The sequence below is a fragment of the Pseudomonas capeferrum genome, from assembly GCF_000731675.1.
In the GTDB taxonomy this organism is placed as follows: Bacteria; Pseudomonadota; Gammaproteobacteria; order Pseudomonadales; family Pseudomonadaceae; genus Aquipseudomonas; species Aquipseudomonas capeferrum.
Genome location: NZ_JMIT01000001.1, coordinates 2,160,336 through 2,185,293, shown reverse-complemented (window position 1 = coordinate 2,185,293; position 24,958 = coordinate 2,160,336). Strand labels below are relative to the sequence as shown.

The following is a 24,958-nucleotide window of genomic DNA, read 5'->3' as shown; positions in this document are numbered from 1 at the left end:
GTAGCCCTGAAAAAGAACAACCCCGCCGAGGCGGGGTTGTTCAGGATCGCCGGAGGTCAGCCGATCAGTTGCAGGCCCGCCTGCTGAACCATTTCCAGCAGCGGTTGCGGGTACACACCGAGCACGAAGGCCAGGATCGCGATAGCCAGCAGCATGACGCCGCCAGTGCGCTGTTCCCACTTCAGCGGGGCGTCGTGGCGACGCAGGTTCGGCTCGACCAGGTACAGGGTGACCATGACGCGCAGGTAGTAGTAAACGCCGATGGCGCTACCGATCACCAGGGCGCCGACCAGCCACCACAGGTGCGACTCGACGCCGGTGGCGATGATGTAGAACTTGCCGATGAAGCCCGCAGTCAGCGGGATACCGGCCAGCGACAGCATCATCACGGTCAGTACCGCAGTCAGGTACGGGCGGCGCCAGAACAGGCCGCGGTACTCGTACAGGGCATCGGCGTCACGGCCGCCGTAAGGCGAAGACATCAGCGTGATGACGCCGAAGGCGCCAAGGCTGGTGATCACGTAGGTGACCAGGTACACGCCCATGGCTTCCAGGGCCAGGCCCTTGCTGGCGACCAGGGCGATGACCAGGTAGCCGAAGTGGGCGATGGACGAGTAACCGAGCAGGCGCTTGAGGTTGCTCTGGGTCAGTGCCAGCAGGTTACCGACCAGGATCGAGGCAACCGCGATCACCGCCAGTACGGTGCTCAGCACGCCGCTGCTGGCAGCAGGGGAGAGCATGAACAGGCGCACGACCACGGCGAACACCGCCACCTTGCTCGCGGTGGCCAGGAACGCGGCAACCGGCGCCGGGGCGCCTTCGTACACGTCCGGGGTCCACAGGTGGAAGGGGACCAGCGACAGCTTGAAGGCCAGGCCGACCAGCATCATGCCCAGGCCCAGTTGTGCAACCAGGCTTGGCATGTTGGTGGCTGCCAGGGCTTTGCCGATCTGGTCGAAGCTCAGGCTGCCTGCATCGGCGTACAGCAGTGCCATGCCGAACAGCAGGAAGGCCGAACCTGCGGCCGACAGCACCATGTACTTGATGCCGGCTTCCAGCGAGCGCTTGTTGAAGAAGGCGTACGCCACCAGGCCGTAGACCGGTACCGACAGCAGCTCCAGGCCGATGAACAGGCCGGCCAGGTGGTTGGCGCTGACCAGCACCAGGCCACCGAGGGCCGACATCAGCAGCAGCAGGTACAGCTCTTCGCGGTTGCCCGGGAAGCCCTTGGAGCCTTCGCCAAGGTAGGCGTGGGCGAGGGTGACGCAGGCCAGCGTGGCCACCAGGATGATCGCCATGTACAGGCAGGCGAACTTGTCGATGGTGATCAGCGAGGTGACCGCCAGCGGTGCAACCTTGAGGGCCGGCAGGATCGACAGCAGGGCCAGGTTAAGGCCCACGGTGGACAGCAGGAAGGTCTGCGAGTGGTTGCGCTTCCAGGCGATCGCCAGCATCACCACCACCGTGGTGATGGTGGTGATCAGCATCGGCGCCAATGCGATGAAGTGTTGAGTGGTGAATTCCATAGCGCTCTTACCGGGCCGAAGCGAGTTGAGTGAAAGCGGAGCCAAGCCACTGCTGCACACCGCTCATGGTGGCGGCAGAAGTGTCGAGGAACGGCTGCGGGTACACACCAAGCACGATCAGCAGCACCGCCAGGCCCAGCACCATGATCAGCTCGCGGCCGTCCATGCCGGCCAGCACGGTGTCGCTCTTGCTTGGGCCGAAGTAGGCACGGTGGATCATGATCAGCGAGTAGACCGAGCCGAAGACCAGGCCGGTGGTGGCGATCACGGTGATCCATGGCACGCTGGCAAAGCTGCCGATCAGGATCAGGAACTCGCCGACGAAGTTGCCGGTGCCTGGTAGGCCCAGCGATGCGGCGGCGAAGAACAGGCTGATTGCAGGCAGGTAGGCGATGCGGTGCCACAGGCCACCCATTTGACGCATGTCACGGGTGTGCAGGCGCTCGTACAGCTGGCCGGACAGGATGAACAGTGCGGCGGCCGACAGGCCGTGGGCCAGCATCTGGATCACCGCGCCTTGCAGGGCTTGCTGGCTGCCGGAGTAGATACCGATCAGCACGAAGCCCATGTGCGAGACGCTGGAGAAGGCGATCAAGCGCTTGATGTCGGTTTGCGCGAAGGCCAGGAAGGCACCGTAGAAGATACCGATAAGGCCCAGGGTCATGGCGATCGGCGCAAACTCTGCCGAAGCGTTCGGGAACAGCGGCAGGGCGAAGCGCAGCAGGCCGTAGGCCGCAGTCTTCAACAAGATGCCCGCCAGGTCCACGGAACCTGCGGTTGGCGCCTGGGCGTGCGCATCAGGCAGCCAGGAGTGGAAGGGCACCACTGGCAGCTTGACCGCGAAGGCGATGAAGAAGCCCAGCATCAGCACGTACTCGACGCCAGGCGGCAGCTCGGCCTTGAGCAGGTCGCTGTAGTTGAAGGTGAGCACGCCGGTGGTGTTGTAGTTGACCAGCACCAGGCCAAGGATCGCGACCAGCATGATCAGGCCGCTGGCCTGAGTGAAGATGAAGAACTTGGTTGCGGCATAGATCCGGGTCTTCTTGCCGTCCGCCGAGCTGTGACCCCAGAGCGCGATGAGGAAATACATCGGCACCAGCATCATTTCCCAGAAGAAGAAGAACAGGAACAGGTCCAGGGCCAGGAATACACCGACCACGCCGCCGAGGATCCACATCAGGTTGAGGTGGAAGAAGCCGACGTGGCGCTGGATCTCTTTCCAGGAGCACAGTACCGACAGCACACCGAGCAGGCCGGTGAGCAGGATCATCAGCAGCGACAGGCCATCGAGGGCCAGGTGGATGCTGATGCCGAAGCGCTTGATCCACTCGACTTTGTATTCGAGTGCCCAGGCAGGTTCGGCACCCGGCGCAGGCGCCAGGGTGTAGTCGCCGGTGCCCCACAGGTACAGGCCGATGCCGAGCAACAGGGACATGGTCAGCAGCGCGATCCAGCGCGGCAGGGTGGCGCCGAAGCGCTCACCCAGCCAGCACAGGAAGCCGCCGATGAAGGGGATCAGGATCAGCCAAGGCAAAATCATGACGGGTTGGTTTCCTTTGGCAAAGTCGCAAGATTCATAGTCATACCGCAGCCACTACCACAGCACCGAGCACCAGCACGGCGCCGACGGCGATCGAGGCGGTGTACCAGCGCAGCTGGCCGGTCTCGGTCTTGCTCATGGCGACGTGGCCGCCACGCGCCATCCGAGGGATCAGGCCGATGCTGCGGTCTACCGGGTCCTTGCGCAGGATGTGGCAGATCAGCAGGTAGGGTTTGACGAAGAGCTTGTCGTAGATCCAGTCGAAGCCCCAGGCGGCGAACCACCAGGCCGACAGGACGCGGCCGATGCCGCTGTTGGCGATCGCGCTGACGAAGCGGCGCTTGCCCAGGAACAGCAGGGCTGACAGCAGGATACCGGCGATGGCGATGGCGCCCGAGGCGATCTCCAGCGAGTGCTTGGCGTCACCACCGGCGTGGCCGGCGCTTTCAGGCAGCACGCCTGCCAGCGGTGGGGTGATCCAGGCGCCGACGAAGGTCGACAGCACGATCAGCACGCCCAGTGGCAGCCAGTGGCTGATGCCGTGGCCGGCGTGGGCTTCGGTCTTGGCTTCGCCGTGGAAGGCGATGAAGATCAGGCGGAAGGTGTACAGCGAGGTCATGAACGCACCGACCAGGCCGGCGTACAGCAGGCCGGTATTGCCGCTGGCGAAGGCTTCCCAGAGGATCTCGTCCTTGGAGTAGAAGCCCACGGTCACGATCGGCAGGGCCGCCAGGGCGGCGCCACCGACCACGAAGCTGGCGTAGGCCAGCGGCAGCTTCTTCCACAGGCCGCCCATCTTGAAGATGTTCTGCTCGTGGTGGCAGGCAACGATCACCGCACCGGACGCAAGGAACAGCAGGGCCTTGAAGAAGGCGTGGGTCATCAGGTGGAAGATCGCCGCGTCCCAGGCACCCACGCCCAGGGCCAGGAACATGTAGCCGATCTGGCTCATGGTCGAGTAGGCGAGGATACGCTTGATGTCGGTCTGTACCAGCGCGGCGAAGCCGGCCAGCACCAGGGTCACACCACCGACCACACCCACCAGGTGCAGGATGTCCGGGGCCAGCAGGAACAGGCCGTTGGTACGGGCGATCAGGTACACGCCCGCAGTCACCATGGTTGCCGCGTGGATCAGTGCCGAAACCGGGGTAGGGCCTGCCATCGCGTCGGCCAGCCAGGTCTGCAAGGGCAACTGGGCCGATTTACCGACCGCGCCACCCAACAGCATCAGGGTCGCCAGCACCATCCAGGTGTCACCCGCCTGGAACTTCTGCGGTGCCAGTACCAGCAGTTCCTGCACGTTCAAGGTACCCAGCTGGGCGAACAGGATGAACAGGCCGATGGCCATGAACACGTCGCCGATACGGGTGACGATGAAGGCCTTGAGTGCCGCGTTACCGTTGTTGCGGTTGCTGTAGTAGAAACCGATCAACAGGTACGAGCACAGGCCCACGCCTTCCCAGCCGAAGTAGATGAACAGCAGGTTATCGCCCAGGATCAGGAACAGCATGCTGGCGATGAACAGGTTGGTGTACGAGAAGAAGCGCGAGTAACCGGCTTCGCCACGCATGTACCAGGACGCGAACAGGTGGATCAGGAAGCCCACGCCAGTGACCACGCCGAGCATGGTGACCGACAGGCCGTCCAGGTGCAGGGTGAAGGTCGGCGCGAAGCCGTCCACCGACATCCACTGCCACAGCAGCTGGCTGTACGCGCCGCCTTCAGGCGGTGCGACGTTGAATTGCCAGATAACGTAGGCGGCTGTCGCGGCCGAGAGGCCGACCGAGCCGACGCCGATCAGGGCGGACAGGTTCTCCGAGAACCGCCCGCGCGAGAACGACAGCAGCAGGAAGCCGATCAGGGGGAAGACGAAAGTCAGGAAGAGAAGGTTCATCCGCGCATCTCACTGGCAGCATCGATGTCGAGAGTGTGGAAGCGGCGATACAGCTGCAGCAGGATGGCCAGGCCAATGCTGGCCTCGGCGGCTGCCAGGCTGATCACCAGAATGAACATCACCTGGCCGTCGGGCTGGACCCAACGGGCACCGGCGACGACGAACGCCAGGGCAGAGGCGTTCATCATGACTTCCAGGCTCATGAGCACGAAGAGGATGTTGCGGCGGACCATCAGGCCAACCAGACCTAAGCAGAACAGGATGCCGGCGACCGCCAGACCATGCTCGAGAGGGATAGCACCCATGATTTACTCCTTCGCCTCGTTGCGGCCCAGGTGGAAGGCGGTGACGGCTGCGGCGAGCAGCAGCATCGAAGCCAGTTCGACCACCAGCAGGTACGGGCCGAACAGGCTGATGCCCACTTCTTTCGGGCCCACGGTGGTGCCGCTGATGCCGGCACCGCTCGGGGTGACGAACAGCACGTACAGCAGTTCCAGCAGCAGCAGGGTGCCCAGTATCACCGGCCCCGCCCATATGCCTGGCTTGAGCCAGCCGCGTTCCTGGGCGACCGAGGCCGGCCCCAGGTTGAGCATCATCACCACGAACACGAACAGCACCATGATGGCGCCAGCGTAGGCGATCACTTCCAGGGCGCCGGCAAACGGCGCACCGAGGGCGAAGAAGATCATTGCCACGGAAATCAGCGAAATGATCAGGTAGAGCAGGGCGTGCACGGGGTTGGTGCCGGTTACCACCCGAAGGGTGGAGACCACGGCGATCCCGGATGCGAAGTAGAAAGCGAATTCCATCTTTCTGTCCTTATGGGAGCAAGCTCTTCACGTTGATCGGCTCGGCCTCGTTCTGCGCAGAGCCCTTCGGCTTGCCAGCGATCGCCATACCCGCAACACGGTAGAAGTTGTAGTCAGGGTTCTTGCCGGGGCCGGAGATCAGCAGATCTTCTTTCTCGTACACCAGGTCCTGACGCTTGAACTCGGCCATTTCGAAATCCGGAGTCAGCTGGATCGCGGTGGTCGGGCACGCTTCCTCGCACAGGCCGCAGAAGATGCAACGCGAGAAGTTGATGCGGAAGAACTCAGGGTACCAACGGCCGTCCTCGGTCTCGGCCTTCTGCAGCGAGATGCAGCCGACCGGGCAGGCCACCGCGCAGAGGTTGCACGCCACGCAGCGCTCCTCGCCGTCGGGGTCGCGGGTGAGGACGATGCGGCCGCGATAGCGCGGCGGCAGGTACACAGCTTCTTCGGGGTACTGCAGGGTGTCGCGCTTGCGGAACCCGTGGGAGAACACCATTGCCAGGCTGCGCAGCTGAGTGCCGGTGCCTTTAACGATGTCGCCGATATATTTGAACATGGGTCAAATCCTCACTGGGCCGCGACGGCTGGCGTGTTGTAAAGCACGATCGCAGCGGTCACCAGCAAATTGATCAGGGTCAGCGGCAGGCAGAACTTCCAGCTGAAGTCCATCACCTGGTCATAGCGTGGGCGCGGGATCGAGGCGCGCAGCAGGATGAACAGCATGATGAAGAACGCGGTTTTCAGCGCGAACCACAGGAACGGCACCTGCGGCAGGATGCCGAACGGGCCGTGCCAGCCGCCGAAGAACAGGGTCACCAGCAGCGCCGAGATGAGGATGATGCCGATGTACTCACCGACGAAGAACATGCCCCATTTCATGCCGGCATACTCAATGTGGTAGCCGTCGGCCAGTTCCTGTTCCGCTTCTGGCTGGTCGAACGGGTGACGGTGAGTCACGGCGACGCCAGCGATGAAGAAGGTGCAGAAGCCGAAGAACTGCGGAATGATGAACCACAGGTTCTGGGCCTGGTATTCAACGATGTCGCGCATGTTGAACGAACCCACCTGCACCACCACGCCCATCAGCGCCAGGCCCAGGAACACCTCGTACGAAACGGTCTGTGCCGACGCCCGCAGGCTGCCCAGCAAGGCGTACTTGTTGTTCGACGACCAACCGGCGAACAGTACGGCGTATACCGACAGGCCAGCCATGGCGAAGAAGAACAGCAGGCCGATGTTCAGGTCGGCAACGCCCCAGCCGGGTGTGATCGGGATGATCGAGAAGCCGATCAGCAGCGCGCTCATGGCCACGACCGGCGCCAGGGTGAAAATCATCTTGTCGACGAAGGGCGGGTTCCAGTCTTCCTTGAAGAACATCTTCAGCATGTCGGCGGCGATCTGGAACATGCCGAACGGGCCGACACGGTTAGGGCCGTAGCGATCCTGCCACCAGCCCAGCAGGCGGCGCTCGACGAAGCTGAGCAGGGCGCCGCAGACCACTACGGCCAGCAGCACCACGATAGCCTTGACGACCTGGATGATCACATCGATCACTTCGGGGGTGAACCAGCTCATTGTGCTGCCTCCTGCAGGCCTTCTACGGGTGCACCGAAGATGGCAGGCGGAATGCCAGCCAGGCCTTTCGGCAGCGCGACCAGGCCTGCGCCCAGTTCTTCATTGATACGCAGCGGCAGGCGCAGGGCCACGCCACCCACGTTCAGGCTCAGCAGCGCTCCTTCGTTGACACCCAGGCGGTCGGCTTCGGACTTGGCCAGGCCGACGTAGGCGGCCGGAATACGCGTTTGCACCGGGGCGGCGCGCGAGGAGCTTTCTTCGCTGCCGAACAGGTGGAAGAACGGTACTGCAGTCCAGGTGCCACGGGCCGGGTTGAAGGCGCCCGGGATGGCGTTGAACCAGTTCAGGCGATCGCCTTGCGATTCGATCAGGCGCTCGCCCGGGTCACCGGCACGCAGGTGGCCACCGACCTCGTCCTGGAACTTGTTCCAGGCTTGCGGCGAGTTCCAGCCCGGCGACCAGGCGAACGGCACTTGCTGGCGCGGTTCGGCGGAGCCCGAGTAGCCTTCCATCGAGAAGGCGAACGCGGTGTCCTTGTCTTGCGGGGTGCGTGGCTCGTGCACGCTGATGTTGGCGCGCATGGCGGTACGGCCGGAGTAGCGCAGCGGCTCACGGGCAAGCTTCATGCCCTTGATGCGGAAGGCGGCGCTTGGCGCAGCGTTGACGATGCCGGCCAGTTGCGGGGCGGCTTCGGCGCAGGCGCTGGTGACGTGGTCCAGCTGGGTCCAGTCGACCGGCTTGTTCAGCAGGGTGGCACGCAGGGCGTGCATCCAGCGCCAGCCTTCGTGGACCAGGATGCTGCTGTCCAGGTACTGCGGGTCGAACACCTGGAAGAAGCGCTGGGCACGGCCTTCCTGGCTGACCAGGGTACCGTCGCCTTCGGCGAACGACGCCGCCGGCAGCACCAGGTGGGCACGTTCCAGGGTCGCGGTGTGGGAGTGATCGGCGACGATCACCACCTTGGCTGCGGCCAGGGCAGCATCGACCTTGGCGGCCGCTACGCGGGTGTACAGGTCGTTTTCCACGATCACAATGGCGTCGGCCTTGCCGCTGATGACCGCATCCAGCGCGGCATCGACGGACTCACCGCCAAGCATGGCCAGGCCGAGGCTGTTGGCCTCAGGCACAACCAGGCTCAGCGAACCGTTCTTGTCGCGCAGCTTCAGGGCCTTGGCGATGTTGGCGGCGGCTTCGATCAGGGCAGGGTCGGCCAGCGAAGTACCGGCAACCACCAGTGGGCGCTTGGCCGCGACCAGGGCGTCGGCGATGCGCTGGGCCAGGGCCTTGGCTTCGTCGTCCAGGCCAGCAACGGCCGGGGCGCTCGGGTCGATGGCGTGGGCCACGGCGAAACCGATGCGGGCCAGGTCGGCCGGGGCTGCGTGCACGCATTCTTCGGCAACGTCGTCCAGCTTGGTTTCAGCCAGGGACGCGATGAACAGCGGGTACAGCGCGTGCTGGCCGATGTTCTTCACCGCAGCGTCCAGCCAAGGCTGCACTTTCATCGCCTCGGCCATGGCTTCGGCCTTGCCTTTGGTGGCCTGGCGTACGGCCAGGGCAACGCGGGCGGCGGTCTGGGTCAGGTCTTCACCGAGCACGAACACCGCGTCGTGGTCTTCGATGTCGCGCAGGGTCGGCACGGGCAGCGGGCTGTTGTTCAGCACGTTCAGGGCCAGGCGCACGCGGGCCAGTTCGCCTGCTTCCATGCCGGAGTAGAAGCACTCGGCACCGACCAGCTCGCGCAGGCCGTAGTTGCTTTCGAGGCTGGCGCGCGGCGAGCCGATGCCGACGATGGTGCGGCCGCGCAGCAGGTCGGCGGCCTTGTCCAGGGCGGCGTCCAGGCTCAGCTTGGTGCCATCGGCCAGGCGTGGCTGGCGTGGGCGGTCGGTGCGGTTGACGTAGCCATAGCCGAAGCGGCCACGGTCGCACAGGAAGTACTGGTTGACCGAGCCGTTGAAGCGGTTCTCGATCCGACGCAGTTCACCGTAGCGCTCGCCCGGGCTGATGTTGCAGCCGCTGGAGCAACCGTGGCAGATGCTTGGGGCAAACTGCATGTCCCACTTGCGGTTGTAGCGCTCGGAGTGGGTCTTGTCGGTGAACACACCGGTCGGGCAGACCTCGGTCAGGTTGCCGGAGAATTCGCTCTCCAGCACGCCGTCTTCAACGCGGCCGAAGTACACGTTGTCGTGGGCGCCGTAGACACCCAGGTCGGTGCCGCCTGCGTAGTCCTTGTAGTAACGCACGCAGCGGTAGCAGGCGATGCAGCGGTTCATCTCGTGGGCGATGAACGGGCCGAGGTCCTGGTTCTGGTGGGTACGCTTGGTGAAACGGTAACGGCGCTCGTTGTGGCCGGTCATTACCGTCATGTCCTGCAGGTGGCAGTGACCGCCCTCCTCGCACACGGGGCAGTCGTGCGGGTGGTTGGTCATCAGCCACTCGACGACGCTGGCGCGAAACGCCTTGGACTCGTCATCTTCGATGGAGATCCAGGTGCCGTCGGAGGCAGGGGTCATGCAGGACATGACGATACGACCACGGGTGTCGTTCTCGTCGGTGTACTGCTTGACCGCACATTGCCGGCAGGCGCCAACGCTACCAAGCGCCGGGTGCCAGCAGAAATAAGGGATGTCGAGGCCGAGCGACAGACACGCCTGTAACAGGTTGTCTGCACCGTTGACTTCGAGCGCTTTGCCGTCTACGTGGATAGTGGCCATTGTTCAAAGTTCTTCGTTGGCCCGCGTGAGCGGGCGTGGCTAATGGAAATCTGTATGCCTGCGGCCCGCCTCGAATCGTTCGGGCCGGCCTGCAGGCTGGCGGGTGGCACGGACCACCCGCAGCTCATCTTGTTATGCGCCGACCACGATCGGCCCGCTCGGCACTGGCTTGGCCAGGTTCGGGCGCAGGGTGTCGGCAGCACTGGCTGGGGCGACACCGGCCTCGAATTCGGAGCGGAAGTATTTGATGGCACTGCCCAAGGGCTCGACGGCACCCGGTGCGTGAGCACAGAAGGTGCGGCCTGGGCCGAGGAAGTTGACCAGACCCAGCAGGGTCTCGATGTCTTCGGCGCGGCCCTGGCCGTTTTCCAGCGCGCGCAGCATCTTCACGCTCCACGGCAGGCCGTCACGGCAAGGGGTGCACCAGCCGCACGATTCGCGGGCGAAGAACTCTTCCATGTTGCGCAGCAGCGAGACCATGTTGACGCTGTCGTCGACCGCCATGGCCAGGCCCGTACCCATACGGGTGCCGACCTTGGCGATGCCGCCGGCGTACATCTGGGCGTCGAGGTGCTCGGGCAGCAGGAAGCCGGTACCGGCGCCGCCTGGCTGCCAGCACTTGAGCTTGAAGCCGTCGCGCATGCCACCGGCGTAGTCTTCGAACAGCTCGCGGGCGGTGACGCCGAACGGCAGTTCCCACAGGCCCGGGTTCTTCACCTTGCCGGAGAAGCCCATCAGCTTGGTGCCGTGGTCCTCGCTGCCTTCGCGGGCCAGCGACTTGTACCAGTCGTTGCCGTTGGCGACGATGGCCGGGACGTTGCACAGGGTCTCGACGTTGTTCACGCAGGTCGGCTTGCCCCACACGCCAACGGCGGCAGGGAAGGGTGGCTTGGAGCGTGGGTTGGCGCGGCGGCCTTCGAGCGAGTTGATCAGTGCGGTTTCTTCACCGCAGATGTAGCGACCGGCGCCGGTGTGCACGAACAGCTCGAAGTCGAAGCCCGAACCGAGGATGTTCTTGCCCAACAGGCCTGCGGCCTTGGCTTCGTCGATGGCGCGGTTGAGGTTCTTCGCTGCGGTGGTGTATTCGCCACGCAGGAAGATGTAGCCGCGGTAGGCCTTCAGGGCGCGGGCGCTGATCAGCATGCCCTCGACCAGCAGATGGGGCTGTTGCTCCATCAGCATGCGGTCCTTCCAGGTGTTCGGCTCCATTTCATCCGCGTTGCACAGCAGGTAGCGGATGTTCATGGATTCGTCTTTGGGCATCAGGCCCCACTTCACGCCAGTGGGGAAGCCCGCACCGCCACGGCCCTTGAGGCCGGAGTCTTTGACCGCCTGGACGATGTCGTCCTGTGACATCTGCGCCAGTGCCTTGCGGGCAGCGGCGTAGCCGTTCTTGGATTCGTACTCGGCAAGCCATACCGGCTCGCCGTCGTCACGCAGGCGCCAGGTCAGTGGGTGGGTTTCGGCCGAACGCGCGATGCGGTTGGCCGGGCCGAAGGAAGTAATGGTCATACGTAACCCTCCAGCAGTTTGGAAACACCAGTCGGCTGCACGTCGCCAAAGGTGTCGTCGTCGATCATCAGCGCCGGGGCCTTGTCGCAGTTGCCCAGGCAGCACACCGGCAGCAGGGTGAAACGCCCGTCTGCGGTGGTCTGGCCGAGGCCGATGCCCAGTTCGCTCTGGATCTGGCTGACCACGGACTCGTGGCCACCGATGTAGCAGACCATGCTGTCGCACACGCGGATGATGTGGCGGCCGACCGGCTGGCGGAAGATCTGGCTGTAGAAGGTGGCCACGCCTTCGACGTCACTGGCAGGGATGCCCAGCACTTCGCCGATCGCGTGAATGGCGCCGTCCGGCACCCAACCACGTTCCTTCTGGACGATCTTCAAGGCTTCGATGGACGCCGCGCGCGGGTCCTCGTAGTGATGCATCTCGTGCTCGATGGCCGAGCGCTCGGTTTCGCTGAGGGCGAAACGGTCTGTCTGGATAAGCGTGCTGTTCATGCTTAGCGGTCCACGTCAGCCATAACGAAGTCGATACTGCCCAGGTACGCAATGAGGTCGGCGACCATGCTGCCTTTGATCACCGAAGGGATCTGCTGCAGGTGCGGGTAGCTCGGGGTGCGGATCCGGGTGCGGTAGCTCATGGTGCCGCCATCGCTCGTCAGGTAGTAACTGTTGATGCCCTTGGTCGCTTCGATCATCTGGAACGACTCGTTGGCCGGCATGACCGGGCCCCACGAGACTTGCAGGAAGTGCGTGATCAAGGTTTCGATGTGCTGCAGGGTGCGCTCTTTCGGCGGCGGCGTGGTCAGCGGGTGATCCGCCTTGTACGGGCCTTCCGGCATGTTGCGCAGGCACTGGTCGATGATGCGGATACTCTGGCGCATCTCTTCGACACGGACCATGCAGCGATCGTAGGCATCGCCATTGTGGGCCAGCGGCACTTCGAACTCGAAGTTCTCGTAGCCGGAGTAAGGGCGCGCTTTACGCAGGTCGAAGTCGCAACCGGTGGAACGCAGGCCGGCACCGGTAGTGCCCCATTCCAGCGCTTCCTTGGTGTTGTACGCGGCAACGCCGACGGTACGGCCCTTGAGGATACTGTTCTGCAGGGCAGCCTTGGTGTACTCGTCGAGGCGCTTGGGCAGCCAGTCGACGAAGTCCTTGACCAGCTTGTCCCAGCCGCGCGGCAGGTCGTGGGCGACGCCACCGATGCGGTACCAGGCCGGGTGCAGGCGGAAACCGGTGATCGCTTCGATCACGGTGTAGGCGCGCTGGCGGTCGGTGAAGGTGAAGAACACCGGGGTCATGGCGCCGACGTCCTGGATGTAGGTACCCAGGAACAGCAGGTGGCTGGTGATGCGGAAGAACTCGGCGAGCATGATGCGAATCACGTCGACCTTCTGTGGCACCTTGATGCCGGCCAGTTTTTCCACTGCCAGTACGTACGGCAGGTTGTTCATCACCCCACCGAGGTAGTCGATACGGTCGGTGTAGGGGATGAAGCTGTGCCAGGACTGGCGCTCGGCCATCTTTTCGGCACCACGGTGGTGGTAGCCGATGTCCGGCACGCAGTCGACGATCTCTTCACCGTCCAGCTGCAGCACGATACGGAACGCACCGTGGGCAGACGGGTGGTTGGGGCCCAGGTTGAGGAACATGTAGTCCTCGTTGGCGCCCTGACGCTTCATGCCCCAGGCTTCCGGGTTGAAACGTGCCGATTCCTCTTCAAGCTGCTGCTTGGCCAGGGTCAGGCTGTAGGGGTCGAACTCGGTGGCACGGGCTGGGTAGTCCTTGCGCAGCGGGTGACCTTCCCAGGTGGGCGGCATCATGATGCGGCTCAGGTGTGGGTGGCCGGCAAAGTCGATGCCAAACATGTCCCAGACTTCGCGCTCGTACCAGTTGGCGTTTGGCCAGATGCCGGTCACGGTCGGCAGGTTCAGGTCGCCTTCGCTGAGCGACACCTTGATCATCACGTCGCTGTTACGTTCGACCGACAGCAGGTGGTAGAACACGCTGAAATCGGCGGCGGGCAGGCCACGGCGCTGGGTGCGCAGGCGCTCGTCGACACCGTGCAGGTCGTACAGCATGCTGTAGGGCTTGGCTACGCCGCGCAGGAAGCTGAGCACCTCTTTGAGCTGCGCACGCTTGACCCACAGCACGGGCATGCCGGTGCGGGTCTCCTGGGCGACGAATGCTTCGGCGCCAAAACGGTTGTTCAGTTCGACGACCACATCCTGGTCGTCAGCCTTGTAGGGCGGAATGAAAATAGCGTTGTCCGCTGTCATGGTCTCGGTCGCTTTGGGTCAACGTTAAGAATGAAGCCAGGCCGCCGGCTCCTTGGGGAGCGGGCGGCAGGTCGCTGGATCAGACTTCGTCGGGGCTGCGCAGGTTGGTTACTGCAATGCGCTGCTCACGACGCAGGTCTTTCTGGGCTGGCATCTCGGCACGGTAAATACCTTGATCACCAACAACCCAGGAAAGCGGGCGTCGTTCTTGGCCGATCGACTCCTGCAGCAGCATCAAGCCTTGCAGGAAAGCCTCAGGGCGTGGCGGGCAGCCAGGCACATAGACATCCACGGGGAGGAACTTGTCGACCCCCTGAACGACCGAGTAGATGTCGTACATGCCACCGGAGTTGGCACACGAACCCATGGAGATGACCCACTTCGGCTCGAGCATCTGCTCGTACAGGCGCTGAATGATCGGCGCCATCTTGATGAAGCAGGTACCGGCGATGACCATGAAGTCGGCCTGACGCGGCGAGGCCCGGATGACTTCGGCGCCGAAGCGGGCGATGTCGTGGGGCGCCGTGAAGGCCGTGGTCATTTCCACGTAGCAGCAGGACAGGCCGAAGTTGTACGGCCACAGGGAGTTCTTGCGACCCCAGTTGACCGCGCCACGCAGCACATCTTCGAGTTTCCCCATGTAGATGTTCTTGTGGACCTGGTCCTCTAGCAGCTGATCGGTGACGGTTTCCCGTTCACCGACCGGGTACTGCTCGTTGGGCGCATCCGGATCGATTCTGGTGAGATTGTATTGCATTGCCAAAGCCTCATTGTTTCAGCTTCGCTTGCCGCTTGCGGCGACCTTCGGGAGCCCAATCAAGTGCCCCGACGCGCCAAAGGTAGACAAGACCTGCCAACAGAATTGCTATGAAAACGAGCGCTTCGACGAACCCGGTCCAGCCGCTTTCGCGGACGGACACAGACCATGCAAAGAGAAAGAGGGCTTCGATATCGAAGATCACGAACAGCATCGCGACCAGATAGAATTTGGCGGACAGGCGCAGGCGGGCGCTGCCGACGGGCAGCATGCCGGATTCGAAGGGTTCGTTCTTGGCGCGGCCCCAGGCCTTGCTACCGAGCAGGCTGGACAGGCCGAGCATGAAGGCACACAGGCCGACGACACCCAAAAGGAAGATGGCAAAGCCCCAGTTGTGGGCGATGAGTCCTGCCGAATCGGACATGCTAGAGATCCTTATACAGAGACCCAGCTCTGCAGTCTGAAATAAGTAGAGCGGCGACTTGGTGTCGCACATGCAGTGACCAAATGTCGCAGCTGAATCAATCGCGCTGATTTTATGGGTAAACCCGGTGCAAGTAAAATTTCTGTGGCAAATTTATTCGTAGGATTAAGAACAAAACTCTTTCGTAACTGGCTGAAAGCCTTGAAATTCGGGCATTGCGTGCGCTTTTGTTAATTATGTTTCTTGCGCGGCGTAACGAATTGGTAAGTTCGTAATGATAATTAATCGCATTAAATTTGATGCGTTGAAATTCTCCTTTAGTGAGCCTTGCAAGTTCATCGGGCTGCAGCGCTACTTGCAAATGAGAAAAGCTCTCGTTCTAGCAGCTTCCAAACCCTCGCGCACCGCTCTGGGTCAATACTTTATCGATTGAGCCATTGTGGGCTGACGAAGTGATTGAGAGGGCATGGGGGTGGCGGGTGGCGGCTGCTACTGGGCTGCCCCAAGCATAGTCCGGATTCTGGGTTTTGCTTTTACCTGCCTTGGCGAGGNTTGGCAGGTGCTTGGCTTGAGGGGGGTGGCTATGAGATCGAGCGCCGCGCGGGCGGCGCTCGATCTCATAGGCGCTGAAAATGTCGTGGCAAGCCCTTCTACAATAAAAAGCCCGGGGTCCTCACGAACCCCGGGCCTCGCTTCACCAGCCCACTGCTATCAGTGGAACTGCTCTTCCTCGGTCGAACCAGTCAGTGCAGTCACCGACGAAGCCCCACCCTGAATCACGGTGGTCATGTCATCGAAGTAGCCAGTGCCCACTTCCTGCTGGTGCGCCACGAAGGTGTAGCCCTTGCTGGCATCGGCGAATTCCTGCTCCTGCAGCTTCACATAGGCGGTCATGTCGTTGCGGGCGTAGTCGTGCGCCAGGTTGAACATGCCGTGCCACATGTTGTGGATGCCGGCCAGGGTGATGAACTGGTGCTTGTAGCCCATGGCCGACAGCTCGCGCTGGAACTTGGCAATGGTGGCGTCGTCCAGGTTCTTCTTCCAGTTGAAGGAAGGCGAGCAGTTGTACGACAGGATCTGGTCCGGGTACTCCTTCTTGATCGCTTCGGCGAAGCGGCGGGCTTCGTCCAGGTCAGGCTTGGCGGTTTCGCACCAGATCAGGTCGGCGTACGGAGCGTAGGCCAAGCCGCGGGAGATCGCCTGGTCGAGGCCGGCGCGGACCTTGTAGAAGCCTTCACGGGTACGCTCGCCGATCACGAACGGTTGGTCGTACGGGTCGCAGTCGCTGGTCAGCAGGTCGGCGGCGTTGGCGTCGGTACGGGCCAGAATGATGGTCGGCACGCCCGAGACGTCAGCTGCCAGGCGCGCGGCAACCAGCTTCTGTACGGCTTCCTGGGTCGGTACCAGTACCTTGCCACCCATGTGGCCACATTTTTTAACCGAGGCCAGCTGGTCTTCGAAGTGCACGCCGGCGGCGCCCGCTTCGATCATGTTCTTCATCAGCTCGTAGGCGTTCAGTACGCCGCCGAAACCGGCTTCGGCGTCAGCCACGATGGGCGCAAAGTAGTCGATGTAACCGTCGTCGCCTGGGTTCTTGCCGGCTTTCCACTGGATCTGGTCAGCGCGGCGGAACGAGTTGTTGATGCGCTTGACCACGGTCGGTACCGAGTCGACCGGGTACAGCGACTGGTCGGGGTACATGGACTCGGCCGAGTTGTTGTCGGCGGCAACCTGCCAGCCAGACAGATAGATGGCCTGGATGCCGGCCTTGACCTGCTGCACTGCCTGGCCGCCGGTCAGGGCGCCCATGCAGTTGACGAAATCTTTTTCTGGGCGGAAGGACGGGTGGGCACCTTGGGTGACCAGCTTCCACAGTTTTTCTGCGCCCTGGCGAGCCAGGGTGTGCTCCGGCTGCAGGGAGCCACGCAGGCGAACGACATCAGCGGCGGTGTAGGTACGGGTCACGCCTTTCCAGCGCGGGTTCTCGGCCCAGTCTTTCTCGAGGGCTGCAATTTGCTGTTCGCGTGTCAGTGCCATGGAAATAAACCTCGTCGCATCGATCTTGGGGTAATTGTGCTGATGCTCGGGTGCAGATCAGAGGCCTGACGGCTGTCCTGTCCGGGGGGGGGTGCGGCGGCGAACGCGAAGGCTCGAAGGGGAAGGAGGGGCAGGCCAGGCGAAGGTGTGCCCTGCAGGTCGGCTCGTGGTTGCCTTGCTGCGGTGCGACGCGATTGCCAGAACTGCGGTGATGCGCTTCCGTCCCTCGGGACAACTTCTTCGTTGCAGTCGCAATCCCGTCGAACCGCCTTGTGGGCCGTATAGACACGAGGCGCCTCCAAGGGTAGGAGGAGCACGCCTCGAAGGCCCTTGCCAGGGCCCCTGATTAGCGGGAGCGAGGCCATCATGCCCTTGGGAAAAAGTGCCTGTCAAATGTTTTGTAGTGACTTTTTTAAGTTACTACATCTTTGGTCTAATACGACTCGGCAGTCAGTTTCAAGGCCTTTGGTCGAGGCCTTGAATTGCCTGGGATCAGTCCAGAAGGTCGACTTTTACCCGTAAAGTCATGTTTTCGCCGCGCTGTGTGCTGTAGGTGTGGCTGGATGCGCTTCGATCGGCTTGGCTCTGCTGATTGAACCCCGCCAGGGTAATCCACTCGCCGAGCTTGCCGGTGACGGTCGTGTCGGTGCTTTGTACTTTCACTACATCGGCACGTTCCTGGCTGATACGGTCATTATTGGTGCTTATTTGCAGACGAACCGTCTCGCCGCTCAAGCTTGGGGTGACGTAGAAACCTTGGGTCACATTGCGGTATTCGGTGTTGCTCTGGATGCGCCCGTAACCGTCGGTGCTGGTACTGGTCACCGGTATGCTCTGGCCCACCTGGATCAGCGCCGCCTGGCCTTCGCTGGCCTGCACCTGTTGCAGGCCGCCTTCACGGTTGCTGGTGCCGTAGCGGATGACATGGGCATTGCCGCGGTTGTCCTGGAAGTTGCTGTCGTTGTTGTCGACGCTGATCAGCAGGCGCTTGGGCGCGGTGTCCAGCTGTTGCAGCAGGCTGCGCAGGTCGTCGATGCGCTCGGGGCTGGCATTGACGATCAGCTTGTTCTCGAAGGCGCTGACGGTGCCGTCCTTGCCGATGAACGATTGCGCGGCGGGCAGCAACTCGGCACTGCTGCGGTACTGCAGCGGCATGACTTCGGTGGCGGCTTGAGCGCTCAGGCTCGCCGCCAGCAGCAGCGAGGCGAAAAAGGGGCGTAGCGGCATGTCCATGATCTCCGCAGGGGGAATCAACATGATGGCAAATTTGCTCAGGTTGTGCAGGCTGCGCATCAACGACTGACATCGGGCTGCGGCTGAACCTTTGATTTGCCCCGGCAGTCGCAACCTCAGACGCCGTCGGGAGTGACCGCATGAAGCACTGTGCCACGTTGTTGTTGTGCCTGTTCGCCAGCGTTGCCGGTGCGGCCGGGGACACGCTGCGCATCAAGCAACTTCAGCGTTGCGGTGACCTGCCCGATGCCAGGCGCCCGCAATGGTGCTTGCGCAGCGAAGGGCTGGGGCCGCAGATGCCTGCGGTCTGGCTCGGCGACGCGCAATTGCCGCAGGCCGATATCGAGCGGCAAGGCGATAACCTCAAGCTGACCTTGCACAGTACCGCCCAGCGCAGCGCGCCGCTGTGGATCGAGGCCGCTGGGCGCAAGAGCAACCCCGTCTGGCTCAGCCGCCAGGACAGCCATGTGCTCGCCGCTGGCCCCGGGGAAGTGGCGAAGAACATGGATGGGCTGACCACGTACCTCGACCTGGTAAGCCTGTTGATCGAAGAAAAACACGACGGCCGCAAAGAAGCACAGCGTATCGCCGACAAGTTTGGCGCCAAGGTGGTCGGCGCCATCCCACCACTCAATGTCTATCAACTGCGCTTGCCGGTGCACGACCTGGTGCAGCGCGACGCGATGATCCTGCGCATGGGCAGTGAAGTCAGCGTCGATGCCGTGATTGTCGAAGAGTCCGCCCCCGAACGTGCAGAGGAAGGTGACGGTCTCAGCCGCCAGGCCATGGACCAGGCGGACGAGTGGGCGGCCAACCGCTTCATGGATGCGCTGTATTTCTACCAGCGGCGCATCCCTGCTTCCAAGGTGGCGGTACAGAGCATTCGCGTCGGGGTGATCGAGCGCGATGTGGATTTCGACGCACCGGGATTCATCGGCTATCGCGGTGCCTGTGCGAAGGGCAATACCTGCCTGTATGGCCGGGATGGCAACCGTGCCGACAGCCACGGCAGCCATGTCGCCGGCATTCTCGCGGCTCAGGGCAAAGGCGTGGAAGGCGGGTTTCTGCCGGGGTTGGGCAATTCCAGCCCGGGCTTCGAGGTCATTGTCGAACGCAATTCGGATGCCGGTATCACCGCCAACATCGCGGCTTCGGTCAACCTTGTCGAAGACGGCGTGCGCGTTCTGAACTGGAGCTGGGGCATCCATCGGGTGGGCGCGAAGAATGTCGCGGGTGATGAAGTCGATTCGTTGGTCCGCTCGGGCCTGGCGATGAGCGGGTATGAGGAGCTGCTGGAAGAATTCTTCCTCTGGTTGCGGGCCGAGCACCCAGACGTGGTGGTCATCAACTCGGCGGGCAACGGCGCCTCGTGGTCCGGCACTGACGAATACCGTTTGCCATCGTCGTTCATTACCGAGCAATTGCTGGTGGTGGGCGGCCACCAGCGCAGCGACAAGGCGGTGCCGGTCGAGGACCCGCAGCATGTGCGCAAGCGCCGCAGCTCGAACATCGACATGCGCGTCGATGTCAGCGCCGCGGCCTGCATCCGCCCCGCGGGTGCCAAGAAGCCACACTGCGGCACCTCGTATGCCACGCCGCTGGTGAGCGCGACGGTGGCGGCGATGTTGTCGATCAACCCGGCACTGACACCCGAGCAGGTCCGCATGTTGTTGCGGCGCAGTGCATTGACCTTGGGTACCGAGCAGGACTTCGAAGCCATGGATGCCGAAGACCTGACTGCGCCGATTTTGCCGTCTGAGCGGGGCGGCCGGCTGAACCACCCGGACCTGGGCCGCTCGGCGCGCCTGGACATGCAGCGTGCGCTGGACCTGGCGGTACAGAGCCTTGACCGGGTGCGTTGAGCGGTGGCCGCTGTTAGACAAATTCCGTAACATTGCGCCCCTTGCTTGCCAGCCCGTCCGCCTGGACCGCCTCACAGGAACGCCATGAAACCCGCCCGACTCCGCGCCGACGTGCTCGCCGGCCTCACCACTTCGTTCGCCTTGGTGCCCGAGTGCATCGCCTTTGCCCTGGTGGCGCACCTCAACCCGTTGATGGGCCTGTATGGCGCCTTCATCATCTGCACCCTGACCGCGCTGTTTGGCGGCCGCCCCGGCATGATCTCTGGCGCTGCCGGCTCGATGGCGGTGGTGATCGTCGCGCTGGTGGTGCAACACGGCGTGCAGTACTTGCTGGCAACGGTGCTGCTGGGCGGGGTGGTGATGATTCTGTTTGGCGTGCTGCGCCTGGGCAAACTGGTGCGCCTGGTGCCGTACCCGGTGATGCTCGGCTTCGTCAACGGCCTGGCGATCGTCATCGCCCTGGCCCAGCTGGAGCACTTCAAGCAGGGCGATCACTGGCTCAGTGGTGCACCGCTGTACCTGATGATCGGCCTGGTGGCGTTGACCATGCTGGTGGTCTACGTACTGCCGAAGCTGACCCGCGCCGTGCCGCCCGCGCTGGTGGCCATCCTCGGGGTAGGCCTGCTGGTGTACCTGCTCGGTTTACCGACCCGTACCCTCGGCGACATGGCGCATATCGCCGGCGGCTTGCCGGAACTGGCACTGCCGAGTGTGCCATGGAACCTTGAAACGCTTCAGATCATTGCCCCGTACGCAGTGCTGATGGCCATGGTCGGCTTGCTGGAAACCCTGCTGACACTCAACCTCACCGACGAGATCACCGAGAGCCGTGGCTTCCCGGACCGCGAGTGCGTGGCCCTGGGGGCGGCCAACATGGTCTCCGGGCTATGTGGCGGCATGGGCGGCTGCGCGATGATCGGGCAGACGGTGATCAACCTCAGCTCCAACGGCCGTGGTCGGCTGTCTGGGGTGGTCGCTGGGGTGATGATCTTGCTGTTCGTGCTGTTCCTGTCGCCGCTGATCGAGCGCATCCCGCTGGCGGCCCTGGTAGGGGTGATGTTCGTGGTTGCCCAGCAGACCTTTGCCTGGGCCTCGTTGCGCGTGTTGCACAAGGTGCCGGTCAGCGATGTGCTGGCGATCATTGCGGTGACCGTCGTCACGGTGTTCACCGACCTGGCCATGGCCGTGCTGTTCGGTATCGTCATCGCGGCGGTGAACTTTGCCTGGCAGCATGCCCGGGAGTTGTATGCCGACAGCTATGAGGACGGCGAGGGGGGCAAGCGCTACCAGGTGCATGGCACGCTGTTCTTTGCCTCGGTCACGCCGTTTCTCAACCAGTTCGATGCGGCGGGCGACCCGGCCAAGGTCACCCTGGATTGTCAGCACCTGAGCTTTGTCGACTACTCGGCAATTGCGGCGTTGAAGACCTTGCGCGAGCGCTATGCCAAGGCGGGCAAGCAGTTGCGGGTGGTGCACCTGTCCGAGCGCTGCAAGAAGCTGCTGAAACGGGCCGGCGAACAGCACTGAGCGTTGTCATGATCCCTGGTGGGAGCGGGTTCGCCCCGCGAACACCGGCGAAGCCGGTGCCAGGCAGTGGCAGTGTCTGGGCCGGCCTCTTCGCGGGGCAAGCCCGCTCCCACTGAGATCACGCCGGCTTTGGGCATCTGAGCCAGGCAGTTGCTGGCACTGGGCGCACGATCATTCGCCGCGGTTTTTCTTCACAATGCCATCGGCGATGCTGGCCGGCGCCTCGGCATAGCGGGTGAACTCCATCGAATAGCTGGCCCGCCCCTGGGTCATCGAGCGCATCGACGTGGCATAGCCGAACATCTCACCCAGCGGCACCTCGGCACGAATCACCTTGCCGGCTGGCGTCTCGTCGCCATCCTGAATCATCCCACGGCGTCGGCTCAGGTCGCCCATGATGTCGCCCTGGTATTCCTCCGGCGTCACCACCTCAACCTTCATGACCGGCTCCAGCAGCACCGCCCCGCCTTTTTGCGAGAGTTGCTTGGTGGCCATGGAGGCGGCGATCTTGTAGGCCATCTCATTGGAATCGACGTCGTGGTAGGAGCCGTCGAACACCGCCGCCTTCAGGCTGATCAGCGGATAACCGGCGAGCACGCCGTTCTTCATCTGCTCCTCGATGCCCTTCTGGATGGCCGGGATGTACTCGCGTGGCACCACGCCGCCGACGATCTCGTTGATAAACTCCAAGCCCTCCTGGCCTTCGTCGCCAGGGGCGAAGCGGATCCAGCAGTGGCCATACTGGCCGCGCCCGCCGGACTGGCGGACGAAGCGGCCTTCGATCTCGCAGGTGTTGCGGATCTTCTCGCGGTACGCCACCTGCGGCTTGCCGATGTTGGCCTCGACGTTGAACTCGCGGCGCATGCGGTCGACGATGATGTCCAGGTGCAACTCACCCATGCCAGAGATGATCGTCTGGCCGGTCTCTTCGTCGGTGCGTACCCGGAATGACGGGTCTTCCTGGGCCAGCTTGCCCAGGGCAACGCCCATTTTCTCCTGGTCGGCCTTGGTCTTGGGCTCTACCGCCACGGAGATGACCGGGTCGGGGAAGTCCATGCGTTCGAGGATGATCGGCTTGTCCATGTCACACAAGGTGTCGCCGGTGGTCACGTCCTTCATGCCGATCAGCGCGGCGATGTCGCCGGCGCAGACGTCCTTGATCTCGGCGCGTTGGTTGGCATGCATCTGCACCATGCGGCCGATGCGCTCCTTCTTGCCCTTGACCGAATTGAGCACTGCATGGCCAGAACTGAGTACGCCGGAGTACACCCGGGCGAAGGTCAGGGTGCCGACGAACGGGTCGGTGGCAATCTTGAAGGCCAGGGCCGAGAACGGCTCGTTGTCGTCGGCGTGGCGTTCCAGGTGTTTTTCTTCATCGTCTGGGTCGGTGCCCTTGATGGCAGGGATCTCGGAGGGCGCGGGCAGGTAGTCGATCACCGCATCGAGCATCAGCGGCACGCCCTTGTTCTTGAACGAGGAGCCCAGAATGGTCGGCACGATCTGGTTGGCGATGGTGCGTTGACGCAAGGCGGCCTTGATCTCGTCGATGGTCAGTTCTTCGCCGTCGAGATATTTCTGGGTCAGTTCATCATTGGCATCGGCGGCCGCCTCGACCAGGTGTGCGCGCCATTCGTCGGCGAGCGGCCGAAGCTCGGCAGGGATCTCTTCTTCCCGATAGGTGGTGCCCTGGTCGGCGTCGTTCCAGTAGATGGCCTTCATCTTCACCAAGTCGATCTGGCCGATAAAGTGCTCTTCGCTGCCGATCGCCAGCTGGATCGGTACCGGGTGATGCCCCAGGCGCTGGTCGATCTGCTTGACCACACGCAGGAAGTCGGCGCCCTGGCGGTCCATCTTGTTGATGTAGGCCAAGCGCGGCACATGGTACTTGTTGGCCTGGCGCCAGACGGTTTCCGATTGCGGTTCGACCCCATCGGCACCGCTGAACACCACCACGGCGCCATCGAGCACGCGCAGCGAGCGCTCCACTTCAATGGTGAAGTCGACGTGGCCTGGGGTATCGATGATGTTGAAGCGGTACTTGTCGGCAAACTGCTTGGTTGAGCCTTGCCAGAAGGCTGTGGTCGCCGCCGAGGTGATGGTGATGCCGCGCTCCTGTTCCTGGGCCATCCAGTCCATGGTCGCGGCACCATCGTGCACCTCGCCCATCTTGTGGTTGACCCCGGTGTAGAACAGGATGCGTTCGGTGGTGGTGGTCTTGCCGGCATCCACGTGGGCGACGATGCCGATATTGCGATACAGCTCGATGGGCGTTGTACGGGCCATGGCGGACTACCTGCGGGGATGCGGATTCTCCCAAGGTAGCAGACCGGAAGAATCCTGCTTTACCGCTGGGCCGTCAGTCGGCCTGGGCTTGCAGCAACCATTGGCCGTCCACTTCGCGGGCCAGGCCGCTGGCGGGCAGCAGGGCCAGCAGGCGCTCGTGCAGGGCGGCGTCGGTGAAGGTCTTGAGCTTGGCCAGGTCCAGTGCGCCGACCAGGTTCAGGTCTTCCTTGTGGTACGACAACCAGGCTTTTTTCAGCACCAGCAGCACGTCGCTGCCTGCGGTGGTGGCGAAGCGGCGGTTGAGCGCTCGGCCTTCGAGGGTGAAGTTGTGCTGATGGCTGTAGCTATTCTGGTCGCCACCGTCACGGCAGCGGTGGCACTGGCACGGGCCTTCGGCGAACGCGTTGCGCAGGTAGTTGTTGAAGTCCACGACGGGCTTGAGGGACAGGCGTTTGTCGACCTCGAACAGGTCGGCGATCAGGGGTTCTTCGGCGCTCACTCGGGATCCTCGTGTGGTGTGGCGTGCATCGGCGGGCACCCTAACAGATCGGGGCATTCAGATCACCTGTTGGCGGCGGTGCGGCGATCCGAGTTGCCCGCGATCAGGCCAGTAGAGACAACAACGAAAGGCTGCCGTACTCTACGCGCCCACACGCCTACCTATCCTATTGAGGTAACCCGCTTGAGCAGCAAGTACCCGTACATCGCCACCGTGACCGTCAGCACCGAAGACCGTGGGGGCGATGTCGAGGCATCGGAGAACGCCAACATCCGTGTTGGCCTTGAAGCGGTGACTGAAACCCTGAAAAAGGTGCATTTCGTCGGCGCGCTCGCGGCCCCCGAAAAGCCCGCCACGCACATCTGCGTCACCCTGGAAAACGGCCTGACCTACTACGGCCCGATCGTCAACGGCCACGCCGAACTCGAAGGCGGCTGGATCGCCTTCGAGTCCGACATGCTCACCCCCGAAGAACTGGGCCTGTAACC

General features: G+C 63.1%; 20 protein-coding genes. 3 read left to right on the top strand and 17 right to left on the bottom strand.

The genetic code is table 11. The features are described from left to right. Positions 1-56: 56 nt before the first annotated feature. The 15 genes from nuoN to PC358_RS09735 form a co-directional block, all read right to left on the bottom strand. On the bottom strand, positions 57-1,526 hold the full coding sequence (nuoN, locus tag PC358_RS09805) for an NADH-quinone oxidoreductase subunit NuoN (protein ID WP_033699194.1): 1,470 nt from the start codon (positions 1,524-1,526) through the stop codon (positions 57-59). Positions 1,527-1,533: 7 nt separating this feature from the next. Beyond that, positions 1,534-3,066 carry an NADH-quinone oxidoreductase subunit M gene (gene nuoM, locus PC358_RS09800; RefSeq protein WP_033699192.1) on the bottom strand — a complete coding sequence of 511 codons (1,533 nt, stop codon included), beginning with the start codon at positions 3,064-3,066 and terminating at the stop codon, positions 1,534-1,536. 40 nt (positions 3,067-3,106) lie between these two features. Then, on the bottom strand, positions 3,107-4,960 hold the full coding sequence (nuoL, locus tag PC358_RS09795) for an NADH-quinone oxidoreductase subunit L (RefSeq protein ID WP_033699189.1): 1,854 nt from the start codon (positions 4,958-4,960) through the stop codon (positions 3,107-3,109). Continuing rightward, positions 4,957-5,265 carry an NADH-quinone oxidoreductase subunit NuoK gene (gene nuoK, locus PC358_RS09790; RefSeq protein ID WP_003251446.1) on the bottom strand — a complete coding sequence of 103 codons (309 nt, stop codon included), beginning with the start codon at positions 5,263-5,265 and terminating at the stop codon, positions 4,957-4,959. Before nuoK ends, nuoL begins: the two co-directional genes overlap by 4 nt. Positions 5,266-5,268: 3 nt before the next feature. Then, entirely contained in the window at positions 5,269-5,769 is a 501-nt protein-coding gene (nuoJ, locus tag PC358_RS09785) for an NADH-quinone oxidoreductase subunit J (RefSeq protein ID WP_012313764.1), read from the bottom strand. A gap of 10 nt (positions 5,770-5,779) precedes the next feature. Next, positions 5,780-6,328 carry an NADH-quinone oxidoreductase subunit NuoI gene (nuoI, locus tag PC358_RS09780; RefSeq protein ID WP_027592814.1) on the bottom strand — a complete coding sequence of 183 codons (549 nt, stop codon included), beginning with the start codon at positions 6,326-6,328 and terminating at the stop codon, positions 5,780-5,782. Positions 6,329-6,339: 11 nt separating this feature from the next. Next, complete coding sequence (gene nuoH, locus PC358_RS09775; RefSeq protein ID WP_012273297.1) at positions 6,340-7,347, bottom strand: NADH-quinone oxidoreductase subunit NuoH; 1,008 nt, start codon at positions 7,345-7,347, stop codon at positions 6,340-6,342. Then, positions 7,344-10,058 carry an NADH-quinone oxidoreductase subunit NuoG gene (gene nuoG, locus PC358_RS09770; RefSeq protein ID WP_033699186.1) on the bottom strand — a complete coding sequence of 905 codons (2,715 nt, stop codon included), beginning with the start codon at positions 10,056-10,058 and terminating at the stop codon, positions 7,344-7,346. The genes nuoH and nuoG overlap by 4 nt, the downstream gene beginning before the upstream one ends. Positions 10,059-10,190: 132 nt before the next feature. Further along, complete coding sequence (gene nuoF, locus PC358_RS09765; protein WP_033699184.1) at positions 10,191-11,570, bottom strand: NADH-quinone oxidoreductase subunit NuoF; 1,380 nt, start codon at positions 11,568-11,570, stop codon at positions 10,191-10,193. Beyond that, complete coding sequence (nuoE, locus tag PC358_RS09760; protein ID WP_027592810.1) at positions 11,567-12,064, bottom strand: NADH-quinone oxidoreductase subunit NuoE; 498 nt, start codon at positions 12,062-12,064, stop codon at positions 11,567-11,569. Before nuoE ends, nuoF begins: the two co-directional genes overlap by 4 nt. Before the next feature lie 2 nt (positions 12,065-12,066). Beyond that, on the bottom strand, positions 12,067-13,848 hold the full coding sequence (nuoC, locus tag PC358_RS09755; RefSeq protein ID WP_033699182.1) for an NADH-quinone oxidoreductase subunit C/D: 1,782 nt from the start codon (positions 13,846-13,848) through the stop codon (positions 12,067-12,069). Positions 13,849-13,927: 79 nt separating this feature from the next. Beyond that, positions 13,928-14,605, bottom strand: a complete 678-nt coding sequence (locus tag PC358_RS09750; protein WP_012313769.1) for a NuoB/complex I 20 kDa subunit family protein — start codon at positions 14,603-14,605, stop codon at positions 13,928-13,930. Between the two features lie 10 nt (positions 14,606-14,615). Further along, a complete protein-coding gene (locus PC358_RS09745; RefSeq protein ID WP_003251427.1) occupies positions 14,616-15,029 on the bottom strand; it encodes an NADH-quinone oxidoreductase subunit A in 414 nt (137 codons plus the stop codon). Positions 15,030-15,740: 711 nt separating this feature from the next. Further along, on the bottom strand, positions 15,741-17,066 hold the full coding sequence (gene aceA, locus PC358_RS09740; protein WP_033699180.1) for an isocitrate lyase: 1,326 nt from the start codon (positions 17,064-17,066) through the stop codon (positions 15,741-15,743). Positions 17,067-17,558: 492 nt separating this feature from the next. Continuing rightward, the gene (locus PC358_RS09735; RefSeq protein WP_033700171.1) at positions 17,559-18,293 is read right to left on the bottom strand and encodes a secretin N-terminal domain-containing protein; all 735 of its coding nucleotides are present in this window, start codon (positions 18,291-18,293) and stop codon (positions 17,559-17,561) included. A 146-nt stretch (positions 18,294-18,439) separates the two neighbouring features. On the opposite strand from PC358_RS09735, the gene PC358_RS09730 reads away from it, so the two are divergent. Continuing rightward, the gene (locus PC358_RS09730) at positions 18,440-20,161 is read left to right on the top strand and encodes a S8/S53 family peptidase (protein ID WP_033699178.1); all 1,722 of its coding nucleotides are present in this window, start codon (positions 18,440-18,442) and stop codon (positions 20,159-20,161) included. An 84-nt stretch (positions 20,162-20,245) separates the two neighbouring features. Then, on the top strand, positions 20,246-21,688 hold the full coding sequence (locus tag PC358_RS09725; RefSeq protein ID WP_033699176.1) for a SulP family inorganic anion transporter: 1,443 nt from the start codon (positions 20,246-20,248) through the stop codon (positions 21,686-21,688). A gap of 171 nt (positions 21,689-21,859) precedes the next feature. Here the strand turns inward: PC358_RS09725 and fusA are convergent, their stop codons facing one another. Both fusA and PC358_RS09715 read right to left on the bottom strand, forming a co-directional pair. Continuing rightward, a complete protein-coding gene (gene fusA / locus PC358_RS09720) occupies positions 21,860-23,971 on the bottom strand; it encodes an elongation factor G (protein ID WP_033699174.1) in 2,112 nt (703 codons plus the stop codon). A 73-nt stretch (positions 23,972-24,044) separates the two neighbouring features. Continuing rightward, complete coding sequence (locus PC358_RS09715) at positions 24,045-24,470, bottom strand: hypothetical protein (RefSeq protein ID WP_033699172.1); 426 nt, start codon at positions 24,468-24,470, stop codon at positions 24,045-24,047. A gap of 183 nt (positions 24,471-24,653) precedes the next feature. On the opposite strand from PC358_RS09715, the gene PC358_RS09710 reads away from it, so the two are divergent. Next, entirely contained in the window at positions 24,654-24,956 is a 303-nt protein-coding gene (locus PC358_RS09710; protein WP_033699169.1) for a hypothetical protein, read from the top strand. Positions 24,957-24,958 lie beyond the last annotated feature (2 nt).

Coding starts and splice junctions, on each gene's coding strand:
- PC358_RS09730 (WP_033699178.1), top strand. CDS start 18,440: ATGAAGCACTGTGCCACGTTGTTGTTGTGCCTGTTCGCCAGCGTTGCC.
- PC358_RS09745 (WP_003251427.1), bottom strand. CDS start 15,029: ATGTCCGATTCGGCAGGACTCATCGCCCACAACTGGGGCTTTGCCATC.
- nuoC (WP_033699182.1), bottom strand. CDS start 13,848: ATGACAGCGGACAACGCTATTTTCATTCCGCCCTACAAGGCTGACGAC.
- PC358_RS09725 (WP_033699176.1), top strand. CDS start 20,246: ATGAAACCCGCCCGACTCCGCGCCGACGTGCTCGCCGGCCTCACCACT.
- nuoJ (WP_012313764.1), bottom strand. CDS start 5,769: ATGGAATTCGCTTTCTACTTCGCATCCGGGATCGCCGTGGTCTCCACC.
- nuoM (WP_033699192.1), bottom strand. CDS start 3,066: ATGATTTTGCCTTGGCTGATCCTGATCCCCTTCATCGGCGGCTTCCTG.
- nuoN (WP_033699194.1), bottom strand. CDS start 1,526: ATGGAATTCACCACTCAACACTTCATCGCATTGGCGCCGATGCTGATC.
- nuoK (WP_003251446.1), bottom strand. CDS start 5,265: ATGGGTGCTATCCCTCTCGAGCATGGTCTGGCGGTCGCCGGCATCCTG.
- PC358_RS09735 (WP_033700171.1), bottom strand. CDS start 18,293: ATGCCGCTACGCCCCTTTTTCGCCTCGCTGCTGCTGGCGGCGAGCCTG.
- aceA (WP_033699180.1), bottom strand. CDS start 17,066: ATGGCACTGACACGCGAACAGCAAATTGCAGCCCTCGAGAAAGACTGG.
- nuoL (WP_033699189.1), bottom strand. CDS start 4,960: ATGAACCTTCTCTTCCTGACTTTCGTCTTCCCCCTGATCGGCTTCCTG.
- nuoF (WP_033699184.1), bottom strand. CDS start 11,570: ATGACCATTACTTCCTTCGGCCCGGCCAACCGCATCGCGCGTTCGGCC.
- nuoI (WP_027592814.1), bottom strand. CDS start 6,328: ATGTTCAAATATATCGGCGACATCGTTAAAGGCACCGGCACTCAGCTG.
- PC358_RS09750 (WP_012313769.1), bottom strand. CDS start 14,605: ATGCAATACAATCTCACCAGAATCGATCCGGATGCGCCCAACGAGCAG.
- fusA (WP_033699174.1), bottom strand. CDS start 23,971: ATGGCCCGTACAACGCCCATCGAGCTGTATCGCAATATCGGCATCGTC.
- nuoE (WP_027592810.1), bottom strand. CDS start 12,064: ATGAACAGCACGCTTATCCAGACAGACCGTTTCGCCCTCAGCGAAACC.
- nuoH (WP_012273297.1), bottom strand. CDS start 7,347: ATGAGCTGGTTCACCCCCGAAGTGATCGATGTGATCATCCAGGTCGTC.
- nuoG (WP_033699186.1), bottom strand. CDS start 10,058: ATGGCCACTATCCACGTAGACGGCAAAGCGCTCGAAGTCAACGGTGCA.